This window comes from Streptomyces sp. NPDC020917, from assembly GCF_044333795.1.
Classification (GTDB): Bacteria; Actinomycetota; Actinomycetes; order Streptomycetales; family Streptomycetaceae; genus Actinacidiphila.
Genome location: NZ_JBIRRR010000002.1, coordinates 32629 through 50979, shown reverse-complemented (window position 1 = coordinate 50979; position 18351 = coordinate 32629). Strand labels below are relative to the sequence as shown.

Annotated in this window: 22 protein-coding genes; 15 read left to right on the top strand and 7 right to left on the bottom strand. The window is 72.4% G+C overall.

Features of this window, described 5'->3' with window-relative positions; all coding sequences use genetic code 11:
- Window positions 1-253 precede the first annotated feature (253 nt).
- Window positions 254-922 carry a hypothetical protein gene (locus ACH4TG_RS04140; RefSeq protein WP_398240579.1) on the bottom strand — a complete coding sequence of 223 codons (669 nt, stop codon included), beginning with the start codon at window positions 920-922 and terminating at the stop codon, window positions 254-256.
- A 322-nt stretch (window positions 923-1244) separates the two neighbouring features.
- Here ACH4TG_RS04140 and ACH4TG_RS04135 point away from each other — a divergent pair, with 322 nt between their 5' ends.
- The 7 genes from ACH4TG_RS04135 (at window position 1245) to ACH4TG_RS04105 (ending at window position 8944) form a co-directional block, all read left to right on the top strand.
- Window positions 1245-2621, top strand: coding sequence for an efflux RND transporter periplasmic adaptor subunit (locus ACH4TG_RS04135; protein WP_398240578.1), 1377 nt, complete (start codon window positions 1245-1247; stop codon window positions 2619-2621).
- Window positions 2618-3520, top strand: coding sequence for an ABC transporter ATP-binding protein (locus ACH4TG_RS04130; protein ID WP_398240576.1), 903 nt, complete (start codon window positions 2618-2620; stop codon window positions 3518-3520). Before ACH4TG_RS04135 ends, ACH4TG_RS04130 begins: the two co-directional genes overlap by 4 nt.
- A 2-nt stretch (window positions 3521-3522) precedes the next feature.
- Window positions 3523-4737, top strand: coding sequence for an ABC transporter permease (locus ACH4TG_RS04125; protein ID WP_398240574.1), 1215 nt, complete (start codon window positions 3523-3525; stop codon window positions 4735-4737).
- Between the two features lie 71 nt (window positions 4738-4808).
- Window positions 4809-5612 carry a hypothetical protein gene (locus tag ACH4TG_RS04120; protein ID WP_398240573.1) on the top strand — a complete coding sequence of 268 codons (804 nt, stop codon included), beginning with the start codon at window positions 4809-4811 and terminating at the stop codon, window positions 5610-5612.
- A 135-nt stretch (window positions 5613-5747) separates the two neighbouring features.
- The gene (locus ACH4TG_RS04115) at window positions 5748-6491 is read left to right on the top strand and encodes a response regulator transcription factor (RefSeq protein WP_398240571.1); all 744 of its coding nucleotides are present in this window, start codon (window positions 5748-5750) and stop codon (window positions 6489-6491) included.
- A gap of 42 nt (window positions 6492-6533) precedes the next feature.
- Window positions 6534-8090 (top strand): sensor histidine kinase, encoded by a 1557-nt coding sequence (locus ACH4TG_RS04110; protein WP_398240569.1) that lies wholly within the window; start codon window positions 6534-6536, stop codon window positions 8088-8090.
- A gap of 200 nt (window positions 8091-8290) precedes the next feature.
- Window positions 8291-8944, top strand: a complete 654-nt coding sequence (locus tag ACH4TG_RS04105) for a hypothetical protein (RefSeq protein ID WP_398240567.1) — start codon at window positions 8291-8293, stop codon at window positions 8942-8944.
- Window positions 8945-9001: 57 nt separating this feature from the next.
- On the opposite strand, the gene ACH4TG_RS04100 is transcribed toward ACH4TG_RS04105, so the two are convergent.
- Together ACH4TG_RS04100 and ACH4TG_RS04095 are read right to left on the bottom strand one after the other, a co-directional pair.
- Entirely contained in the window at window positions 9002-9760 is a 759-nt protein-coding gene (locus tag ACH4TG_RS04100) for an SDR family NAD(P)-dependent oxidoreductase (RefSeq protein ID WP_398240566.1), read from the bottom strand.
- A gap of 104 nt (window positions 9761-9864) precedes the next feature.
- Window positions 9865-9990: a hypothetical protein gene (locus tag ACH4TG_RS04095; RefSeq protein WP_398240564.1), complete on the bottom strand. Its 126-nt coding sequence runs from the start codon at window positions 9988-9990 to the stop codon at window positions 9865-9867.
- Window positions 9991-10133: 143 nt separating this feature from the next.
- Between ACH4TG_RS04095 and ACH4TG_RS04090 the strand changes: the two genes are divergently transcribed.
- Window positions 10134-10994: a helix-turn-helix domain-containing protein gene (locus ACH4TG_RS04090; protein ID WP_398240562.1), complete on the top strand. Its 861-nt coding sequence runs from the start codon at window positions 10134-10136 to the stop codon at window positions 10992-10994.
- Complete coding sequence (locus tag ACH4TG_RS04085) at window positions 10991-11254, top strand: DUF397 domain-containing protein (RefSeq protein ID WP_398240560.1); 264 nt, start codon at window positions 10991-10993, stop codon at window positions 11252-11254. The genes ACH4TG_RS04090 and ACH4TG_RS04085 overlap by 4 nt, the downstream gene beginning before the upstream one ends.
- Window position 11255: 1 nt before the next feature.
- Here ACH4TG_RS04085 and ACH4TG_RS04080 read toward each other — a convergent pair whose 3' ends face one another.
- Window positions 11256-11621 (bottom strand): hypothetical protein, encoded by a 366-nt coding sequence (locus ACH4TG_RS04080; RefSeq protein WP_398240558.1) that lies wholly within the window; start codon window positions 11619-11621, stop codon window positions 11256-11258.
- Between the two features lie 116 nt (window positions 11622-11737).
- Window positions 11738-12577 carry a chitosanase gene (locus ACH4TG_RS04075; protein ID WP_398240556.1) on the bottom strand — a complete coding sequence of 280 codons (840 nt, stop codon included), beginning with the start codon at window positions 12575-12577 and terminating at the stop codon, window positions 11738-11740.
- A gap of 204 nt (window positions 12578-12781) precedes the next feature.
- Between ACH4TG_RS04075 and ACH4TG_RS04070 the strand changes: the two genes are divergently transcribed.
- Window positions 12782-12997 carry a DUF2277 domain-containing protein gene (locus ACH4TG_RS04070; RefSeq protein ID WP_398240554.1) on the top strand — a complete coding sequence of 72 codons (216 nt, stop codon included), beginning with the start codon at window positions 12782-12784 and terminating at the stop codon, window positions 12995-12997.
- Between the two features lie 742 nt (window positions 12998-13739).
- Here the strand turns inward: ACH4TG_RS04070 and ACH4TG_RS04065 are convergent.
- Entirely contained in the window at window positions 13740-14495 is a 756-nt protein-coding gene (locus tag ACH4TG_RS04065) for an SDR family NAD(P)-dependent oxidoreductase (RefSeq protein ID WP_398240552.1), read from the bottom strand.
- Between the two features lie 127 nt (window positions 14496-14622).
- On the opposite strand from ACH4TG_RS04065, the gene ACH4TG_RS04060 reads away from it, so the two are divergent.
- The 5 genes from ACH4TG_RS04060 to ACH4TG_RS04040 all read left to right on the top strand — a co-directional run bounded on the left by ACH4TG_RS04060 (window position 14623) and on the right by ACH4TG_RS04040 (window position 17071).
- Window positions 14623-15057, top strand: a complete 435-nt coding sequence (locus ACH4TG_RS04060) for an Rrf2 family transcriptional regulator (RefSeq protein ID WP_398240551.1) — start codon at window positions 14623-14625, stop codon at window positions 15055-15057.
- A 335-nt stretch (window positions 15058-15392) separates the two neighbouring features.
- Window positions 15393-15665, top strand: a complete 273-nt coding sequence (locus ACH4TG_RS04055; protein ID WP_398240549.1) for a hypothetical protein — start codon at window positions 15393-15395, stop codon at window positions 15663-15665.
- A gap of 119 nt (window positions 15666-15784) precedes the next feature.
- On the top strand, window positions 15785-16189 hold the full coding sequence (locus ACH4TG_RS04050) for a nitroreductase/quinone reductase family protein (RefSeq protein ID WP_398240547.1): 405 nt from the start codon (window positions 15785-15787) through the stop codon (window positions 16187-16189).
- A gap of 91 nt (window positions 16190-16280) precedes the next feature.
- Window positions 16281-16523: a hypothetical protein gene (locus ACH4TG_RS04045; protein WP_189304925.1), complete on the top strand. Its 243-nt coding sequence runs from the start codon at window positions 16281-16283 to the stop codon at window positions 16521-16523.
- A gap of 2 nt (window positions 16524-16525) precedes the next feature.
- A complete protein-coding gene (locus ACH4TG_RS04040) occupies window positions 16526-17071 on the top strand; it encodes a Clp protease N-terminal domain-containing protein (protein ID WP_398240545.1) in 546 nt (181 codons plus the stop codon).
- A gap of 672 nt (window positions 17072-17743) precedes the next feature.
- Here the strand turns inward: ACH4TG_RS04040 and ACH4TG_RS04035 are convergent.
- Complete coding sequence (locus ACH4TG_RS04035) at window positions 17744-18163, bottom strand: DUF4396 domain-containing protein (RefSeq protein ID WP_398240543.1); 420 nt, start codon at window positions 18161-18163, stop codon at window positions 17744-17746.
- Window positions 18164-18351 lie beyond the last annotated feature (188 nt).

The following is an 18351-nucleotide window of genomic DNA, read 5'->3' as shown; positions in this document are numbered from 1 at the left end:
CGAGCTGCCCGCACCGATCACGTTCAGCCGATCCGTCCACCTTGCGAGCTACGCCCACCGATCACGTTCAGCCCATCCGTCCACTCTGCGAGCTGCCCGCACCGATCACGACCACCCGATCCGTTCACCCTGTGAACTACCTCCGCTGATCACGCCCAGCCAGTCCGTCCACCTGACGAGCTACCACCCATCACGCCCACCCACCCCGTTCACCTTTACCCAAAGCTCAACCCGGACCGAGCCCTCGCCCGCCTCACGCCGTCGCCGAGGGGCTTGCGGCGCCGGAGGGGCGCTGGGGAAGGAGGGCCTTGCAGGTGGTGTAGGCCTTGGCGGTCTTGGGGTCGGAGGTGTTGAGGTTGCGGAGTGCGCCGAAGCCGCCGCCGGCGCGGTTGGTGGCGCCGGGGGACGCGGTCGGGAGGGTGACGCCGTGGTCCTTGAGGCAGCTGGCGAACGCCTGGAACGCGCTGCTGCCGCCGCCTCCGTCGCCCCCGCGGCCCTGGCCGTTGAACTGCGGCCGCAGCGACTTGCAGGCGTCGAGGGCCTTCTGGGTGGCCGCGTCGGGCGACGCGCCGCCGAAGCCGGGGAAGCCGCCGCCGCGGCCGCCGAAGCCGCCGCTCGGCCGGCCGCTGGGCTGCCCGCTGGGGCGGTCGCTCGGGCCGCCCTGGCCGGGGGAACCGCCGCGGAACGACGGCATGGTGACGCCGTGCTGCTGCAGGCACTGCCGGTACGCCTCCATCGACTGCGCGCCCTTGCCGGACGACGCGGGCGAGCCGGACGCCGTCCCGGAGGGCTTGGCGTCGGCGGAGCCGCCGGACGACGAGGAGGAGCAGGCGGTCAGCAGCAGCGCCCCCGACGCGGCGAGCGCGGCGACGGACACGCCCGCGCGCAGCGCGGCGGAGGGCCGGGTGGGGGTCCAGGTCATGTCCGAAGGTCTCCTCTGGAAGGGCGCCGTGGCCTGGGCCGCGGCGCGGTCAGGCACCGCCGTCCGCCCGCACCGGGCACGGCGGACGCACAGGCGACGCATGGACTGAACCGCACGCACGTGGGGACTGTCGGGGACCGGCCTGTGAGTTCCCGGGGAAACGCCACCCCCGGTGACCCGAGGGGCACCGCCCGCGCGGGTGGTTCGTCGGCGAACGTCCGGTTTTCCCGGCGCACGGGGGCGGCCCGGCGTGCCCCGGCTCCCAGCGAACTCCCAGGGTTCTCCCAGGGGTTCAAAGGCGTGTGCGGCGAGTATGCGCGGCATGAAGGTGCTTCCACGGCGGCGCAGGGCCGTCCTGATCAACTCGGTGCTCGGCGTGGTGGTCCTCGCGGGCGCCGGCGGTGCCTACGCGGCCGTGCACAACGGCGACAAGAGCTCCTCCGCGAGCAGCAGCGGAGCCCGCGTGGCGACCGTCACGAAGGGCACCGTTCTGGCCACGGTGTCGGGCTCGGGGTCGCTGACCTCGCCGAGTGACGCCGGGCTGAACTTCACGACCGGCGGCACCCTCACCGCGGTCTACGTCAAGCCGGGCGACACGGTGAAGAAGGGCCAGGTGCTGGCCAAGGTCGACCCGACGCAGGCGAAGGAGACGCTGCAGCAGGACCAGGCGTCGCTGACCGCCGCTCAGGCGAACCTGACGAAGGTGGAGGAGGGCGAGCTGCCCGCGTCCACCGGCTCCTCGAACTCCGGCTCCTCGGCCTCGGGTTCCGGCGGCTCGTCCGGCCGCGGCACCGTCGCGGCGACGCCCACGCCGACCCCCACCCCGACCGTGGACCCGGCGCAGCTCGCGCAGGCCCAGGCCCAGCTCACCCAGGCGCAGAACGCGGTGGACGCCGCGCAGCGCGCGGTGGACGGCTGCACGCTGACCGCCCCGGTGGCGGGCACGGTCGCCTCGGTGTCCTCCGCGAAGGGCGACTCGGTGTCCGGCACGTCCGGCAGCGGCTCGGGTTCCTCCGGCTCCGGCGGTTCGGGGTCCAGCGGTTCGGGTTCGAGCAGCAGTTCCTCGTCGTCCGGTTCGACGCCGTCCGGCTTCATCGTGCTGACCAACCCGTCGGGGATGCAGGTCAAGGCGGACTTCTCGGAGACCGACGCGCTGAAGATCAAGGCGGGCCAGGCGGCCACGGTCACGCTGAACGCCGAGTCCGGCACGGCCCTCAACGCCAAGGTGCTGTCGATCAGTTCGCTGCCGGTGAGCAGCTCCTCCGGTTCCGGCGGCGGCGGTTCGTCCGGCAGCGCGGTGCAGTACGAGGCGACGCTCACCATCACCAGCAGCACCGCGAACCTGCGGACCGGGCTCAGCGCCAGCATCCAGGTCGTGACCGGTGAGGCGTCCGGCGCGCTGAGCGTGCCGACCGCCGCGGTGTCCGGGACGGGCGCCAACCGCACCGTCCTGGTCGTCAACAAGGACGGCTCCACCACCCGGACCGACGTCACGGTCGGCGTGGAGGGCGACTCCGCGGACCAGATCACCAGCGGCCTCACCGAGGGCCAGCAGGTGCAGATCCCGACGGTCGCCTCCTCCAGCAACGGCGGCTTCCCGAGCGGTTCGTTCCCGGGCGGCATCGGCGGCGGCAGCCGGTTCGGCGGCGCGGGCGGCGGCGGCTTCCGCGGTGTCGGCGGCGGGGGTGGCCGCGGATGAGGCAGCTCCTGAAGGGGCTCGGCCGCGGCGGGGCGGGCGGCCACCGGGCCGCCGGTCCTGCCGCGGCGGCCGCGGAGGAGGAGAGCGTCTGGGGTCCCGCCCCGGTGATCGAGGTGCGGTCGCTGCTGAAGACGTACGGGCACGGCGACGCCGCGGTGCGTGCGCTCGGCGGCCCGCCCGACCCGGTCACCGGCGACTCGCCGGGCGTGGACCTGGTGGTCGAGCAGGGCGACATGATCGCGGTGATGGGCAGCTCTGGCTCCGGCAAGTCCACGCTGATGAACATCCTCGGCTGCCTGGACGTGCCGACCGCCGGCCGCTACCTGCTGGACGGCATCGACGTCGGCGGCCTCGACGAGCACCAGCTCTCGCTGGTCCGCAACCGCAAGATCGGCTTCGTCTTCCAGTCGTTCAACCTGGTGCCGCGCACTCCCGCGCTGGCCCAGGTCGAGCTGCCCCTGGCGTACGCCGGGGTGAAGACGTCCGAGCGGCGGCGGCGGGCGATGGCCGCGCTGGAGCTGGTGGGCCTGGGCGACCGGGTCAATCACCGGCCCAACGAGCTGTCCGGCGGCCAGCAGCAGCGCGTGGCGGTGGCCCGCGCGCTGGTCACCGCCCCGGCGATGCTGCTCGCCGACGAGCCGACCGGCAACCTCGACAGCCACAGCACCGAGGACGTGCTGGCCATCATCGACCGGCTCAACGCCTCGGGCCGCACCGTCGTGATCATCACGCACGAGGACGAGGTCGCCCGGCACGCCAAGCGGGTGCTGCGGCTGGTCGACGGCCAGATCGTCGCCGACATCCGGCAGGCGCCGGTCGACGGCCCGCCGCCGGCGCTGCGCGACCCCGCGGTGTTCGCGGCCCGCGCCCCGCACGCCCTGACGAGCGGAGGCTCCTGACCATGAACCCGTTCGAGACCCTGCGGTTCGCCTTCGGCGGGCTCGCGGCGAACAAGGTGCGGTCCGGGCTGACCATGCTCGGCGTGCTCATCGGCGTGGCCGCGGTGATCATCCTGCTGGCGGTCGGCAACGGCTCGTCGCAGGCGGTCAAGGACTCCATCGAGAAGCTCGGCACCAACGCGCTGACCGTCTCCTCCGGCGGCGGCTTCGGCGGCACGTCGACGGCGACCAGCACCAAGCCGCTGACCGTGGACGACGCCCGGGCGCTGGCCGATCCGGCGTCGGCGCCCGACGTGGAGTCGGTGGCCCCGGAGGTCACCACGTCGCAGAGCGCGCTGTACAACGGCACGTCGCACACCGTGAACCAGGTCGTCGGCACCTACCCGGCGTACTTCAAGGCGTCCAACAGCAAGGTCGCCAAGGGCGACTACTTCAGCGCCGACGACGTGCTCAACTCCCGCAAGGTGGCGGTGATCGGCTCGACCACGGCCACCGACCTGTTCGGGACGGCGAGCCCGGTCGGCAAGAAGATCGTCATCGGCGGCACCCCGTTCACCGTGGTCGGCGTGCTGGAGACCAAGGGCGGCACCGGGTTCCAGGACCCGGACGACACCGTGATCGCGCCGCTGCCGACCGTGCAGAACGCGTTCACCGGCTTCAGCGGCGGGATCAGCCAGATCCTGGTCGAGGCGAAGTCCGCGGGCGCCACCACGCCCGCGCAGAACGAGATCACCGAAGTGCTGATGAGCCAGCACGGCATCAAGGACTCCAGCGCGCTGGACTTCCGGGTCAGCAGCCAGGCGTCCCTGCTGGACACCCAGGCGTCCACGAACAAGACGTTCACCGTCCTGCTCGGCGCGGTCGCCGCGATCTCGCTGCTGGTCGGCGGGATCGGCATCACCAACATCATGCTCGTCACCGTCACCGAGCGGACCCGGGAGATCGGCATCCGCAAGGCGATCGGCGCCCCCAAGGGCGTCATCCTCGGGCAGTTCCTGGCGGAGTCGACGCTGCTGTCGCTGGTCGGCGGCGGGCTCGGGGTGGTGGGCGGGCTCATCGGCTCGCGCTTCACCATCGTCGGCATCAAACCGGTGATCATCCCGGAGTCGGTGGTCGGGGCGTTCGCCATCGCGGTCGCCATCGGCCTGTTCTTCGGCAGCTACCCGGCCAACCGCGCGGCGAGCCTGCGGCCCATCGAGGCCCTGCGGCACGAGTGAGAACGCCGACCGACATGCAGCACAGGCAGCACACGCGAGACACGCGAGAGACGGACAAGGGAGAAGCGGAGATGGCGCGACGCCGAGGCGAGCTGGTCAAGGCAGCCGCCGACACGGATCTGCTGGTCCCGGAAGCCGGCACGGTCGAGATCTTCGAGGGGCCCGGCGAGATCGTGCACGGCCCGGGCGGGGTGCCCGCCCAGCGGCCCGAGGACGTGCTGGCCGAGCCCCCGGACAGCCGGGACATCTCGGCGGAGCTGGCCGCGCCGCCGCGCCGCAAGCTGCCGTGGCTGACGCTGGTGCTCTCGGCGTGCGTGGTGGCGGCGGGGGCCTTCGCGGCCGGTGCGCTGGTGGAGAAGAACCACCTGAACGGCTCGTCCGGTGGGCGCGGCGCGGCCTTCCCGGCGGCAGCCGGCAACCGCACGGCCGGCGGCACGGGCAGCGGGCGGACGTTCGGCGGCTTCGGCGGTGCCGGCGGCACGGGCACCGGCAGGACCGGTGCGGGGACGGGCACGGGCACCGGGACCGGCGCCCAGCCCGGCGGCGGCACCGGGCTGCCCGGCGGCACGAGTGGCACCGGCGGCTCGGGCGTGACCATCGGCACGATCAAGCTGGTCGACGGCAACACCATCTACGTCACCGACGCCCAGGGCAACATCGTCAAGGTCACCACCGGCTCGTCCACCAAGGTCACGGAGAACAAGGACGGCAAGGTCTCCGACCTCCAGCCGGGCCAGAGCGTGACCATCCGCGGCGACGCCAAGTCCAACGGCGACATCGCCGCGACGACCGTCACCCAGGGCTCCGCCGGCGGCTTCGGCGGGTTCGGGGGCTTCGGCGGGGGCGGCACGGGCGGCGGTACCGGCGGGAACTGACACCGCCGGGCTTCACAGCAACAGGCCGTACCGTGCGCAGCGGGGGCCCCGTCCGGTAGCCGGGGCCCCCGCAGCTCTCCGCACACCTCTCCCCACCCGTACGGCCGCACCACCCTCGCAGGCCAGGAGGACGCCATGGACACGCCTGAGGCCAGCCTGCTGGTCGTGGACGACGAACCCAACATCCGCGAACTGCTGTCCGCGTCGCTGCGGTTCGTCGGCTTCAAGGTGGTCTCCGCAGCGACCGGCGCCGACGCGCTGGCCGCCGTCGCCCGCGAGCGGCCCGACCTGGTGGTGCTGGACGTGATGCTGCCGGACATGACCGGCTTCGCCGTCGTGAAGCGGCTGCGCGAGGAGACCGGCACGCACCCGCGGCCCGGCTCCGGCCCCGACGACCGGCTGCCCGTGCTGTTCCTCACCGCCAAGGACGGCGTCGAGGACAAGATCAGCGGTCTGACCGCGGGCGGCGACGACTACGTCACCAAGCCGTTCAGCCTGGAGGAGCTGATCGCCCGGATACGGGCGATCCTGCGCCGCACCGGCGGCCCCACCGGCGACGGCCGGCTGGTCGCGGGCGACCTGGAACTCGACCCGGTCGGCCACCAGGTGACCCGCGGCGGCCGCCCCGTCTCGCTGTCCCCCACCGAGTTCAAGCTGCTCGCCTACCTGATGGCCAACGCCGACCGGGTGGTGTCCAAGCTGCAGATCCTCGACCATGTGTGGGCGTACGACTTCGGCGGCGACCTGAGCATCGTCGAGTCCTACATCTCGTACGTGCGCCGCAAGGTGGACTCCGGGGCCGGCGGCGCGCCCAAGCTCATCCACACCGTGCGGGGCGTCGGCTACGTGCTGCGCCGGCCCGCGCCCGCACAGGGCTGAACCCCGGTGCGGCCCCCCGGCGCCCCGCGCGCCCTGCGCTCCGTGACCCTGTCGAAGGTGCTGTCGCGGCTGCGGTCGCTCAGGTCGCTGCGCCCGTCGGCGCTGTCGCTGCGCTCCCGGCTGGTGCTGCTGTCGCTGGCGCTCGTGCTGCTGGGCCTGGCGGTCAGCGACACCGTCGTGCTGGGCTCGGTGCGCAACCAGATGGTCAGCCGGGTCGACCAGCAGCTGGAGCGGTTCGGCGGGCCGCTCGCCCAGCGCCTGGACACCGAGGGCACGCCCCCGCCGCGCGCCGGCCGGCCCGGCAGCGGCAGCGGCGCGCGGGCCTGGCTGCCCAGCCAGTACGTGGTGGCGTTCGCCGCGCCCGACGGCACCGTCTCCGAGCAGTTCCGGCAGCCCGTCGCGGCCAACGACCCGCGCCCGCTGTGGCCGACGATGGACGCCGCCGCGCTGCGGTCGCACCTGAACAAGCCGTTCGACGTGGCCAGCGACCACGGCGGCGGCAGCTGGCGGGTGCTGATCGTCCCGGTCGGCGGCACGTCGCAGCCGACCGGGCAGGGCCGGACCGGCGCCGTGGCGACGCCGCAGCTGGCCGGCGTCGTGGTCGCCGCGTCCCTCGACGACGTGTCGACCACCACCGACCGGCTGAGCACCGGCTTCCTGCTGATCGGCGCGGTCGTCGCCGCGCTGCTGGGCGTGGCCGGCTGGTTCGCGGTCCGCGCGGGCCTGCGCCCGCTGCGCGGGATCGAGGCGACGGCGGCCGAGATCGCCGCCGGCCGCCCGCTGTCCCACCGCATGCCGCAGGCGTCGCCGCGCACGGAGGCCGGGCGGCTGGGCACCGCGCTGAACAGCATGCTCGCGCAGATCGAGTCGGCGTTCGCGGCGCGCGCCGAGTCCGAGGGCCAGATGCGGCGGTTCGTCGCCGACGCCAGCCACGAGCTGCGCACCCCGCTGGCCGGCATCCGGGGCTTCGCCGAGCTGTACCGGATGGGCGCGCTCGCCGACGACGCGGACGTCACCCGCACCATGGCCAGGATCGAGAGCGAGGCGATCCGCCTCGGCGGCATCGTGGAGGACCTGCTGACCCTGGTGCGGATGGACGAGCAACGCCCGGTGCAGGTGGCGCCGATGGACCTGCGCACTCTGGCCGTCGACGCGCTGCACGACACGACCGCGCTGGACCCGACCCGCAAGGTCACGCTCACCGGCCCCGGTGATCCGGCCGCCCCGCCGGGACCGGCGCCCGTGCTCGGCGACGAGGCCCGGCTGCGCCAGGTCGTCGCCAACCTCGTCGGCAACGCGGTCGCGCACACCCCGCCCGGCACCCCGGTGCGGATCGGCGTCGGCACCCGCGACGGCCACGGCGTCCTGGAGGTCTCCGACGACGGCCCCGGCCTCGCGCCCGAGCAGGCCGCCCGGGTCTTCGAGCGCTTCTACCGTGTCGACGCGTCCCGCAGCCGCCACCAGGGCGGCGGGGCCGGCCTCGGCCTGTCGATCGTGGCCGCCCTGGTCACCGCGCACCACGGCCACGTCGAACTCGACACCCTGCCCGGGAAGGGCGCCACCTTCCGCGTCCGCCTCCCGTCGCCCCGCCGGCCCTGACGGCCCGGCTCCGCCGGGCGGACAACGCATCGCCCCTGCGGGGCGGGAATCCGGGCTGCCTCCGGAGCCATGTTGCCGGGTGCGGCCCCGTTCCCCGATGGAGGGGACGCCCGGCCCGTGCCCTGTCCTCCCATCGTGGCCCGCGCGCCCGGCAAAGAACAAGACTGCGATTTTCCCCGCGAAACGGCCACCATCGAGGCATGACGTCGCCTGCAGAACGCCTCACGCACGTCCGATGGATCGCCGGCGGGACCGGGGCAGGCAAGAGCACCGTCGCCCGGTTGCTGGCCCGGCGCCACGGCCTCGCCGTCTACGACGGCGACCGCGCCGAGCACTCCTGGCTGCCCCGCACCACACCGCAGCGCCACCCGCACCTGTCCGCCGCGCGCAACCGGCCGCCGGGCGCCAACTGGCGGGACCGCACGCCCGAGGAGGTCTTCGCCACCATGGCGAGCCTGCACGGCGAGACGGTCGGCTTCCTCGTCGAGGACCTGCTCGCCCTCGCCGCCGACCGCATCACCCTGGTCGACTACTTCGGGATCCTGCCGCGCCACCTCGCGCCGCTGCTGATCGACCCCGCGCACGCGCTCTTCCTGTTCCCCACCCCCGACTTCCGCCGCCGGGTGCTCACCGCGCGCTATGCCGACCCCGACCGCGCCCGCGCCACCTGGGGCGACCTCGACCCGGCCGCTGTCCTCGCCAAACGCCTGTCCCGCGACGCCCTCTGGGACCAGGAGGTCCGCATCCAGGCCGACCGCCTGGGCCTGACCACCCTCGTCGTCGACGGATCCGTCCCGGCGCCCGCGCTCGCGGACGCCGTAGAACGGCACTTCGGCCTGATCAGATCGAACTGACCGTCTCCACAGGGCCGTTCCCGCCCGGGCCTTCCCTCTCGGGGAACGAGGCCGCCCCTACGGGAAGAACCGTCCCGAACTCGGGTGGTCCTGGGCCGCGTCGACGCACACGTTGGCGCCGCTGATGCCGCTCGCCCGGGGCGAGAGCACGAAGCACGCCGTGTCGGCGACCTCCGCCAGGGTGACCAGGTGCCCGCGGGGGAAGTCCTCCCGGGTGAACCGGGCGAACTCCTCGGGCCGGTTCTCCCGCACCCAGGCCCAGCCGCCCCCCTCGAACTCCACGGATCCTGGGCTCAGCGCGTTCACCCGGATGTTCCTCGGCCCCAACTCCTGTGCCAGCGTGGCCGCCAGATGGATCTCCGCGGCCTTCGCCACCGCGTAGGACGAACGGGGCCCGGCCTTCCAGCCGGTGATCGACGCGATGATCAACGCGGCACCTCCGCCGCGCCGTTCGAAGTGCGGTACGGCGCGGCGGATCGCGTGCGCCGCGTGCCCGGCGTTCAGCGCGAAGGTGTCCGCCCAGTCCCGCGGGGTGGACTCCAGCAGCCCGCCCCCGAACGACCCGCCCGCGTTCGCCACGAGCAGGTCGAGACCCCCGAGCCGCTTGGCCGCCTCGTCCACGGCCCGCCCGAGCTGCTCGGGGTCCTGGACGTCCGCCACCACACCCGGCACCCCGCACGCCGCCAGGCGCTCACGGTCCCGCCCGCACACCACGACCGAGGCACCCTCGGCCACCAGCGCCTCGGCGATCGCCAGCCCGATCCCGTGACTGCCGCCGGTGACGAACGCGGCCTTCCCCTCCAGCCCAAGATCCATGCGGCACACCGTCTCACCGACCCGCCCGCCGTTCAAGATCCGGCATGCCCCGTCCTCCTCGCCGGCCCGAAGCGCGCGCGGCATGATCACAGGCCATGCGGGGGCTACGCCGTTGCCGGCAGGGCCCGTGCGCGCCGCAGCATGTCCGCGTCGTCGAGCGCCACGGAGCCGGCGGTGACGTCCTCGACCAGCCGGCGCGCCCCACCACCGCCCCCACCAGAAACAATCACGCGTGCATTTTCCTCTGGTACACCCGCACACCTCCCGTCCCTCCCTCTAGCCTGACGCTCAGGAACGACCACGGACGGTCGTCAAGTGCGCACGTCTGGTGTGCGGTTGGCGGCTGCCCCGAACCACGACGAGGTGGTACGGCATGACGGAAGAAGGTCGGCTGGCCGGGGAGCCCGAAGAGGACGACGGCATGGAGTTGGACGACGACTCCGCGAACGGCCTGCTGCGCAGCTTCGGCCGCCAGGTCAAGGCCCTCCGCATCCGGGCGGGCATGTCGAAGGCCCAACTCGGCGCCGAACTCAACTACAGCGAGAGCCAGATCGGCTCGATCGAGATCGGCCGCCGCGTGATGCAGTCCGACGCGATCGACCGGTGCGACGAGGTACTGGACGCCGGCGGCGTGCTCGTCGCCATGAAGGAGCCGGTCGAACGGGCGGGCTTCCCCAAGTTCTTCCGCGACGCGCGGAGGTTCGAGGCTTCTGCGATTGAACTCCATGCGTACGACACGCACTTGATCAACGGACTGCTCCAGACCGAGGGTTACATGCGAACCGTGTTCCGGTTGGAGCGCCCTGAACTGGAGGACGACGTCATCGAGCAGCGGGTGGCGGCCCGACTGGCGCGGCAGTCGATCTTCGAGCGAAAGCCCGCTCCCAGCATGAGCTTTGTGATGGAGGAAGCCATTCTGCGACGCACACTCGGCGACCGGGAGATGATGCGCGAGCAGTGGGAGCGGCTGGCAACCGTGGGACTGAAGCGCCACGTTGAGGTCCAGGTCATGCTCACCGACTGCGCGGACCACGCCGGGCTGAACGGTCCGTTCAAGCTCATGGAGACCGACAAACAACGCATCGCCTACGTTGAGGTGCAGAACGTCAGCCGCCTCCATACCGCTCGGAAGCAGGTCCGGGAGCTGGAGCTAAAATATGGGATTATCCGCGCGCAGGCACTGTCGCCCCGCGCCTCGCTGGCCTTCATAGAGCAACTGCTAGGAGAACGATGAGCGTTGACCTGGCCCGGCTGCAGTGGTTCAAGAGCAGCTACAGCGGTGACGACGGCGGGCAGTGCGTCGAAGTAGCCCTCTCCTGGCACAAGTCGAGCTACAGCGGCGGCAACGGCGGGGACTGCGTCGAGGTCGCGACGTGCCCCGGCACGGTCCACGTGCGGGACTCGAAGGACCCGGAGGGCCCCGCCCTTTCCTTCACGGCCGAGGCGTGGACCGCGTTCGTCGGATGGGCGGGCACCTCCACGGAGAAGGGCTGACCTAGAGGTCGGTGATCTCGTCGGCGTAGACGCTGCTGAGGGGCTGCGGGCCCACGTACTGCTGGCAGTTGCAGGTGCCGGGCTCGAAGCGGACCGGCTTGCGGTCGGCGTCCCACGCGGACGGCACCTCGACGACCTCGTGGCACTTGCCCTGCTTGTCGTGCTTGGCGAGGTGGTGGGTGCAGCCGCAGATCGGCTCGGGCGGGCGGTTGGCCGCCTCCAGGGCCCTGCGGTCCTCGCGCTGGGCCTCCAGCAACTGCATCTTCCGCTTGTGGCGGTTGCGGAACGCGCCGCGGACCGTCTCCGTGATCGAGGAGAAGCCGCCCACCGCGAACAGGGCGATCAACCACCACATCCAGCCGCTCATCGGTCGTCTCCCCCTGCTCGTCGCACGTGTTGGCAGGGCCAGGGTAAACCGAGGATCCGCCGTCGCACCCCCAGGCTGCGGCGGCGGACCCTGGTCGGAGGGGCCGTGCGTGCGGGCTACGGCAGGGTGAGGATCTGGTACGAGTCGCCGTAGGTCTTCCACTTCAACGGCGGGTCGAGGTTGAGGTTGCCGGCCTTGAGGAAGACGCGCTGCTCGGTGTCGACGCGGCTGGTGTCGTCGTGCGCGTCCTCGGTCTTCATCGCGGCCTTGCGGGCGTCGAGGAAGGCGTTGAGGTACGTCGTCTCGTTGCCGCCCTGGGCCGGGGTCTTGGCCTTCTTCATCGCGGTCTTGCGGATGCCGCCGAAGCTCACCGGGTCGTCGCCGGGGCCGTGCATCACGATGGCGTCGTAGTAGATGAACTGGCCGAGGGTGCCGAGGCCGTCGGACTTGGCCTGGTTGACGGCGGGGTTGAAGTAGACGGAGTCCCGCTCGTCGTTCTGGGCCTGCTGGAAGACGGAGTCCTTGGCGGCGGTCTTCCACGCGCTGACGAAGGCGCTGCCGAGGCCGGAGTGCGAGTCGGAGCCGTTCACCCGTTCCAGCGCGGGCAGGTACTTGGCGAGGACGTTGCCGGGCTCCATGTCCGTGTAGTGCTGGACGAGTTCGAGCATGTCGCCGGTGCCGGAGCAGAAGCCGATGATGCCGGCGGTGTAGCCGCGGCCGTCGCCGATGTCCTCGATGTACTTGTACTGGGCCTTCCAGTCGAGGGAGGAATTCTCCGCGGAGGAGACCAGCTCCATCGCGATCTCCTTCTTGTGCGGGTCGGCGAGGCCCGCGGACGCCTTCGGGGCGACGGCCGCGGCCGCGTGGCCCGCGTGCGTCGCGCTCGCCGCGTTACCGGTGCCGGCCAGCGCGAGGGAGGCGCCGCCGGCCGCGAGGACGCCGGCCGCGGTGATCATGGCTATCCTGCGGCTGGGCCGGCGCCGGTGCGTCCGGGGCGGCGTGTGGGGGGAAGAGTGCACGTGCGTCTCCGTTTCCGGCCGTCGGTCACACGGCCACTGCGGCGTTGCGTTGCGCGATGCGTTAGGAAAGGTTCCTAACCAACGCGGAGTATTGAAGCACTGTGGGGTCCGCTCGCCAAGACCTCGCGCCACACTGGTCACATGTGCCGAAGCATCAAGACTCTGCGCCCTCCGATGACGCCTGAGGTCCACGACGAGGACATCAGGGCTGCCGCCCTCCAGTACGTCCGGAAGATCTCCGGGTTCCGGGCACCTGCCGCGCACAACCAGGAGGTGTTCGACGCGGCGGTGGACGCGGTGGCGGCGGCGACCTCCGATCTTCTCGCTGGGCTGAGGGTGCGGGGCGCCGCTTCCTGACTCCGTCAACGGTTCCAGGGCGCCCCTGACCCTGGGCCTGGGTTGCCCTCGGCTCCCGGGCTACCTCTCGCTGCGCGTGGCCGCCTGCCGGTCTCGTCGTGGCTGGTGGCGCAGTTCCTCGCGCCCCTTCGGGGTCCGGGCTGCCCCCGGGGGTGCTTTGCCGTCTGCCGCGCCGTCGTGGCTGGTCGCGCAGTTCCTCGCGCCCCTGGCGGTGCACGTTCGGTGGGTGGGGTCGGGGCCGCCACGGGAGTGTCTCCTCGGAACTGTGCGTGCGGCTTCTTCCATCGGCTTGCCCGGGCGTATGCACAGTTCCTGCGGGGACACTCCCGCACCGTCCCCTCCCAGCCCGGCCCCCGTCTGCGGGAGGAATTGACCCGGGCTCCCCTACTCACCGGGCGCACCCCAAGGGGCGCGGGGAACTGCGCGCCCAGCCACAATGCACGTCGCAGACGGCAAACCACCGGGCGGGGCTGCCCGGACCCCGAAGGGGCGCGGGGAACTGCGCGACCAGCCACAACGCACCGGGCACCCGGCAACGCGGGCCCGGGGGCACCCCGAACCCCCGCCCCGGAGGGGCGATGCTCCAGGGGCGCGGGGAACTGCGCGCCCAGCCACGACGCATGTCGCAGACGGCAGCGCAGCCCAGGGGGCACCCCCGGATGCCGAGGGGGCGGGGGGAACTGCGCGAGCGGGCACGGCGAACGGTGGGGCGGGAAGGGGCGCCAGGGGGAGCCGTCAAGGCTCAGGCGTTGTAACCACCATGGGCATCCAGCACCGCGCCCGTGACGTACGAAGCGGCGGGGCTCGCCAGAAAGGCGATCGCCGCGGCGATTTCTTCGGGGCGACCCATGCGCTGCAGAGACAGTGAGCCGACCAGGGTCTTGAGGGTCTCGGGGTCCGGCGTCTTCATGCCGCCCTCCATCAGCCCGGCCTCCACGACGTTGGCCGTGATGTTCCGGGGCCCGAGGTCCCGTGCGACCCCCATGGTGTACCTCTCGATCCCCGACTTGGTCGCCGCGTAGTCGGCGGCGCCCGGGGTGCCGACCCGGGAGCCCAGCCCGGAACTCACCGTGATGATGCGGCCGTTGGCGCGCAGCACTCGGGAGGCGGCCCGGATGACGGCGATCACGCCGAGGTAGTTGGTGGCGTGCATCCGGTCCAGCGCGGCGGTGTCGGCCTCCGGGTCGTCCACCGTGCGGCCCTCCCCGACCGCGATCGCCGCGTTGTTGACGAGGATGTCCAGGCCGCCGAAGTGCGCGACCACGTCGTCGATCAGCGCCGGCGCCCGACTCGTGTCCGCCTGGTCGGACTTGAGGGCGACGGCCTTCGCTCCCCTGCCCTGCACCTCGGCGACGACGGTCTGGGCCTGCTTCTCCGAGCTGACATAGGTGAAGGCGACGTCGGCGCCCTGCTCGGCCAGCAGCCGTACGGTCGCGGCTCCCAGCCCGCGCGACCCCCCGGTCACCAGGGCGACCTTGCCCGTGAGTGGCTTGCTCATTCTTCGCACCTCGTTGGTAGACGCTTCTCGGTAGTCGCAACGCTAATTGTTACGACAGCCCGTTGCAACCTTTGCTGTTACGACTGGGCTGTCGTAACATGAAGCGTTGCGGCTGGGAGGACGGATCATGAGTGCCAACAGCAGGTTGACCATTGCCGCCCACGCGCTGGCCTGGATCGGTCTTTACCAGCGCCAGGGCCATGAGGTCGCCACCTCCGAGCAGATCGCGACCAGCGCGAACACCAATCCCGTGGTGATCAGGCGGCTGCTCGGCGAGCTGCGCAGGGCCGGGCTCGTGGAGTCCCGGCGGGGTGTGGGCGCGGGCTGGTCGCTGGCGCGCGAGCTGGGGTCGATGACCCTGCTCGACGTGTACGAGGCAGTGGAACCCGGCCCGCTGTTCGCGATGCACCGCACCACCCCGGACCAGGGATGCGTGGTGGGTTACGGTATCCAGCCGGCGATGCAGGGCATCTACGAGGACATCGAGGAGACCCTGAGGCGCGAGCTCGCCCGTGTCACGCTCGAGAACGTACTCCAGGACGTCCTCGCGGCCCCTCGCTAGCCGCCCCGTCCCGCCGTCGCGGGGAGGGAGGCCGTTCCCGCGATGAAGTCGGCGCCCACCGGTGACCAGCCACAGCCGGTCCGCACCCGGCGACGCACCCTCGGGGGCAGCCCCGACCCCCGCCCCGGAGGGGCGATGCTCCCAGGAGTGCGGGGAACTCCGCGACCAGCCACCCATGCACGTCGCAGACGGCTAAGCAGGTCCGGGGGACCCCGGATGCCGCCAGGGTGCAAGGGAATTGCGGGGTGCGGGATGGTCGACGGCTGGGTGCCGCAGGGGGCAGGATCAGCGCTGAGGGTGCGGTCGGTGATCGCAGGGGTGGAGGGGGAGTGGGGATGGTTGTCGCGCAGATATGCCTCAGCTGCGTTGAGTTCGGCCTGTGGCTGTCCGTGCTCGGGCAGCTCCGGCGCGGGCTGGACTTTCGCGTGCTACCACTGGCGGTGGTCATGGCCGGAGCGGGGGTGGCGTTGCCGCGGGCCTATCCCGTAGGGAGTCCGACCTACTTCTCCGTCGGGGTGCAGGTCGTCGCCGCGGTCGTCCTGTTCGCGCTGTCGCGGTCCGAGAGCGTGGTCCGGTCAGGGGGTTCCGGGCGGCGGCGGTGGATCTAGTCACCGTCGGACGCCGCCTCGACCCGGCCAGGGGACCACGGCTCCGAAGGGGCCCTAGGACGATGGGCTGAGGGGCTCGCCCGATGTGGTGGGCCCGGGGGTGATGGTCGGATGGCTGCGTGAACGATCTTGCGAACGCACCCGAGCCGGCCGTCCTCAAGCGCCTGGCCGAGGAGAAGAACGTCTGGCTGTGCACCGTGAGGCCGGACGGGTCGGCGCACGTCACGCCGGTCTGGTTCGTCTACGAGGGGTCCCGGTGGTGGATCGGGTCGGACCACGGCTCGGTCAAGGTGAGGAACATCCAGAACGATCCGCGTGTCTCCCTCGCCCTGGAGGACGGCCGGTTCCCCGTCGTCGCCGAGGGGCACGCCTCGGTGATCCGCGAGGGGTTCCCCCGCGAGATCGTGGCCGCCTTCGCGGCGAAGTACGCATGGGACGTCACCGCCCCCACCCGCCCGGGCGGCAGCCGCGTCCTCTTCGAAGTGCGCGTGACTCGCTGGTTGCTGGCCGGCGTGGCCAAGTGACGCCGCCGGCGACGGCCTGACGCCGCCCCCGACCGACCTCCGTGTCAGGGTTCCTTGACATCCATCTGCCTGTCAGGGCACCCTGACAGGCATGGGAGCTGAGGACACACCGGCCTCACTGGCCGGACAGGTCACCAACAAGGACCCCGCCGTGGGACTCCAGGCCGTCGTCGCGCTGCGCCGTCTCCTGGAGGAGCTCGAACGGGTTCACGTCGACAATGCCCGCGACCAGGGCTGGTCGTGGCAGAGCATCGCCACGTCACTGAACGTCAGCAGGCAGTCGGTCCATGAGAAGCATGCGAGCCGGCGCAAGGCCACGGGCAAGGAGGAGTAGAGGTGTTCGAGTTCTTCACCGACCGCGCGAGGCGCGCCGTGGTGCTGTCCCAGGACGAGGCGATCGCCCTCGGGCACGACTTCATCGGTACGGAGCACATCCTCCTCGGCCTCGTCGGCACCGACCGGAGCACGGCTGGGGACGTGCTGCGCGAGCAGGGCGTCGAGCTGACGCGGGCCAGGGAGGAGACCGTACGGATCCTGGAGGCCGCCGGGGTCTCCACCGCGGGCGGGCAGCCCGCGAAGGACGCGCTGGCGTCCCTCGGTATCGACGTCGAGGAGATCCAGCGCCGGGCCGACGACACGTTCGGGCCGGGGGCCTTCCAGTACCCGAGGCCGGCCTACACGCCGGACGCGAAGAAGGCCCTGGAGCAGACCTTGCGGGAGGCGCGGGCGCTGGGGCACGAGAAGTTCGGGACGGAGCACATGCTGTTGGGCTTGCTGGCGGTGGGGGAGGGCCGCGGACTTGAGGTCCTCGCGGCCCTGGAGGTGGATCGCGCCTCCTTGCGTGAGGCGGTACTTGCCCGGGTGGGCCCCGAGGCTCCCTGACTTCGCCCGGGGCGCCTCCCCGTCCAACGGTCCGCCGTGGTTGCTCGCGCAGTTCCCCGCGCCCCTTCGGCAACTGGGCTGCCCCCGGGCGTGCGCTGCCGTCTGCGACGTGCGTCGTGGCTGGGCGCGGAGTTCCCCGCGCTCCTGGAGCATCGCCCCTCCGGGGCGGGGGCCCGGGCTGCCCCCTGGCCCACGTTCCCGGGTGCGGACCTGGTGTGGCTGGGCGCGGAGTTCCCCGCGCTCCTGGAGCATCGCCCCTCCGGGGCGGGGGTTCGGGGTGCCCCCCGGCCGCCGTTGCCGGGTGCGGACCGGCTGTGGCTGGTCGCGCAGTTCCCCGCGCCCCTATGAGTGGCCCCCGCCATATTGCTTCCCGCAGACGGGGGCCGGGCTGGGAGGGGACGGTGCGGGAGTGTCCCCGCAGGAACTGTGCATCCGCCCGGCCCACTTCGCGGAGGGAGCCGCACGCACAGTTCCGAGGAGATACTCCCGTGGCGGCCCCGACCCCACCCACCGAAGGTGCACCGCCAGGGGCGCGAGGAACTGCGCGACCAGCCACAACGGCGCGGCAGACGGCCACGCGCAGCGCGAGGCACCCCGGACGCCGGGGGCGCGACGAGACCAGCAGACGGCCACGCGCAGCGCGAGGCACCCCGGAAGCCGGGGGCAGCCCGGTCAGTGGTGGGCGTGGACCACCGCGTGGCCCCGGCCACGCCCGATCATCCAGCGGTTCACCGGCGTGGTGACCACGAACGCCAGGACCAGGGAAGCGGCCAGGGACACCCAGAAGAGAGCGTCGGCGAGCCCCGCGTCCATCGCCCCGGGTATCCCGACGATCACGGTGTTGTCGATCACTTCCATCACGGCGATGGACACGGTGTCCGCGGCCAGCGCGATCTTCAGCGCCTGCCGGGTGGACAGCCCGGTCCGGAGGACACCCCGCATGGTCAGCGCGTAACCGAACGCGAAGGCCAGCACGATGGACAGCGCGATCGTCGCACCGTTGGTGAGGCCCGCCGCCGTGCCGATGATCATGCCGAGCACCTCGCCGATGGCGCACCCGGTGAGGCAGTGCAGGGTGGCCTGCGCGGCCATCCGCCAGCTCGTCGCCCCGCGCCCGGCGGTATGCCCGTGAGTCGCGTGCCCGGTCGCGTGCCCGGTCGCGTGCCCGGCATGCCCGTGCGCTTCGTGCCCGTGCCCGGCATGCCCAGCGTGACCTGCGTGCTCATGGCCGGCCTGGCCATGTCCCGCTCCGTGCCCGTGGTCCGCGTGACCAACGCTGT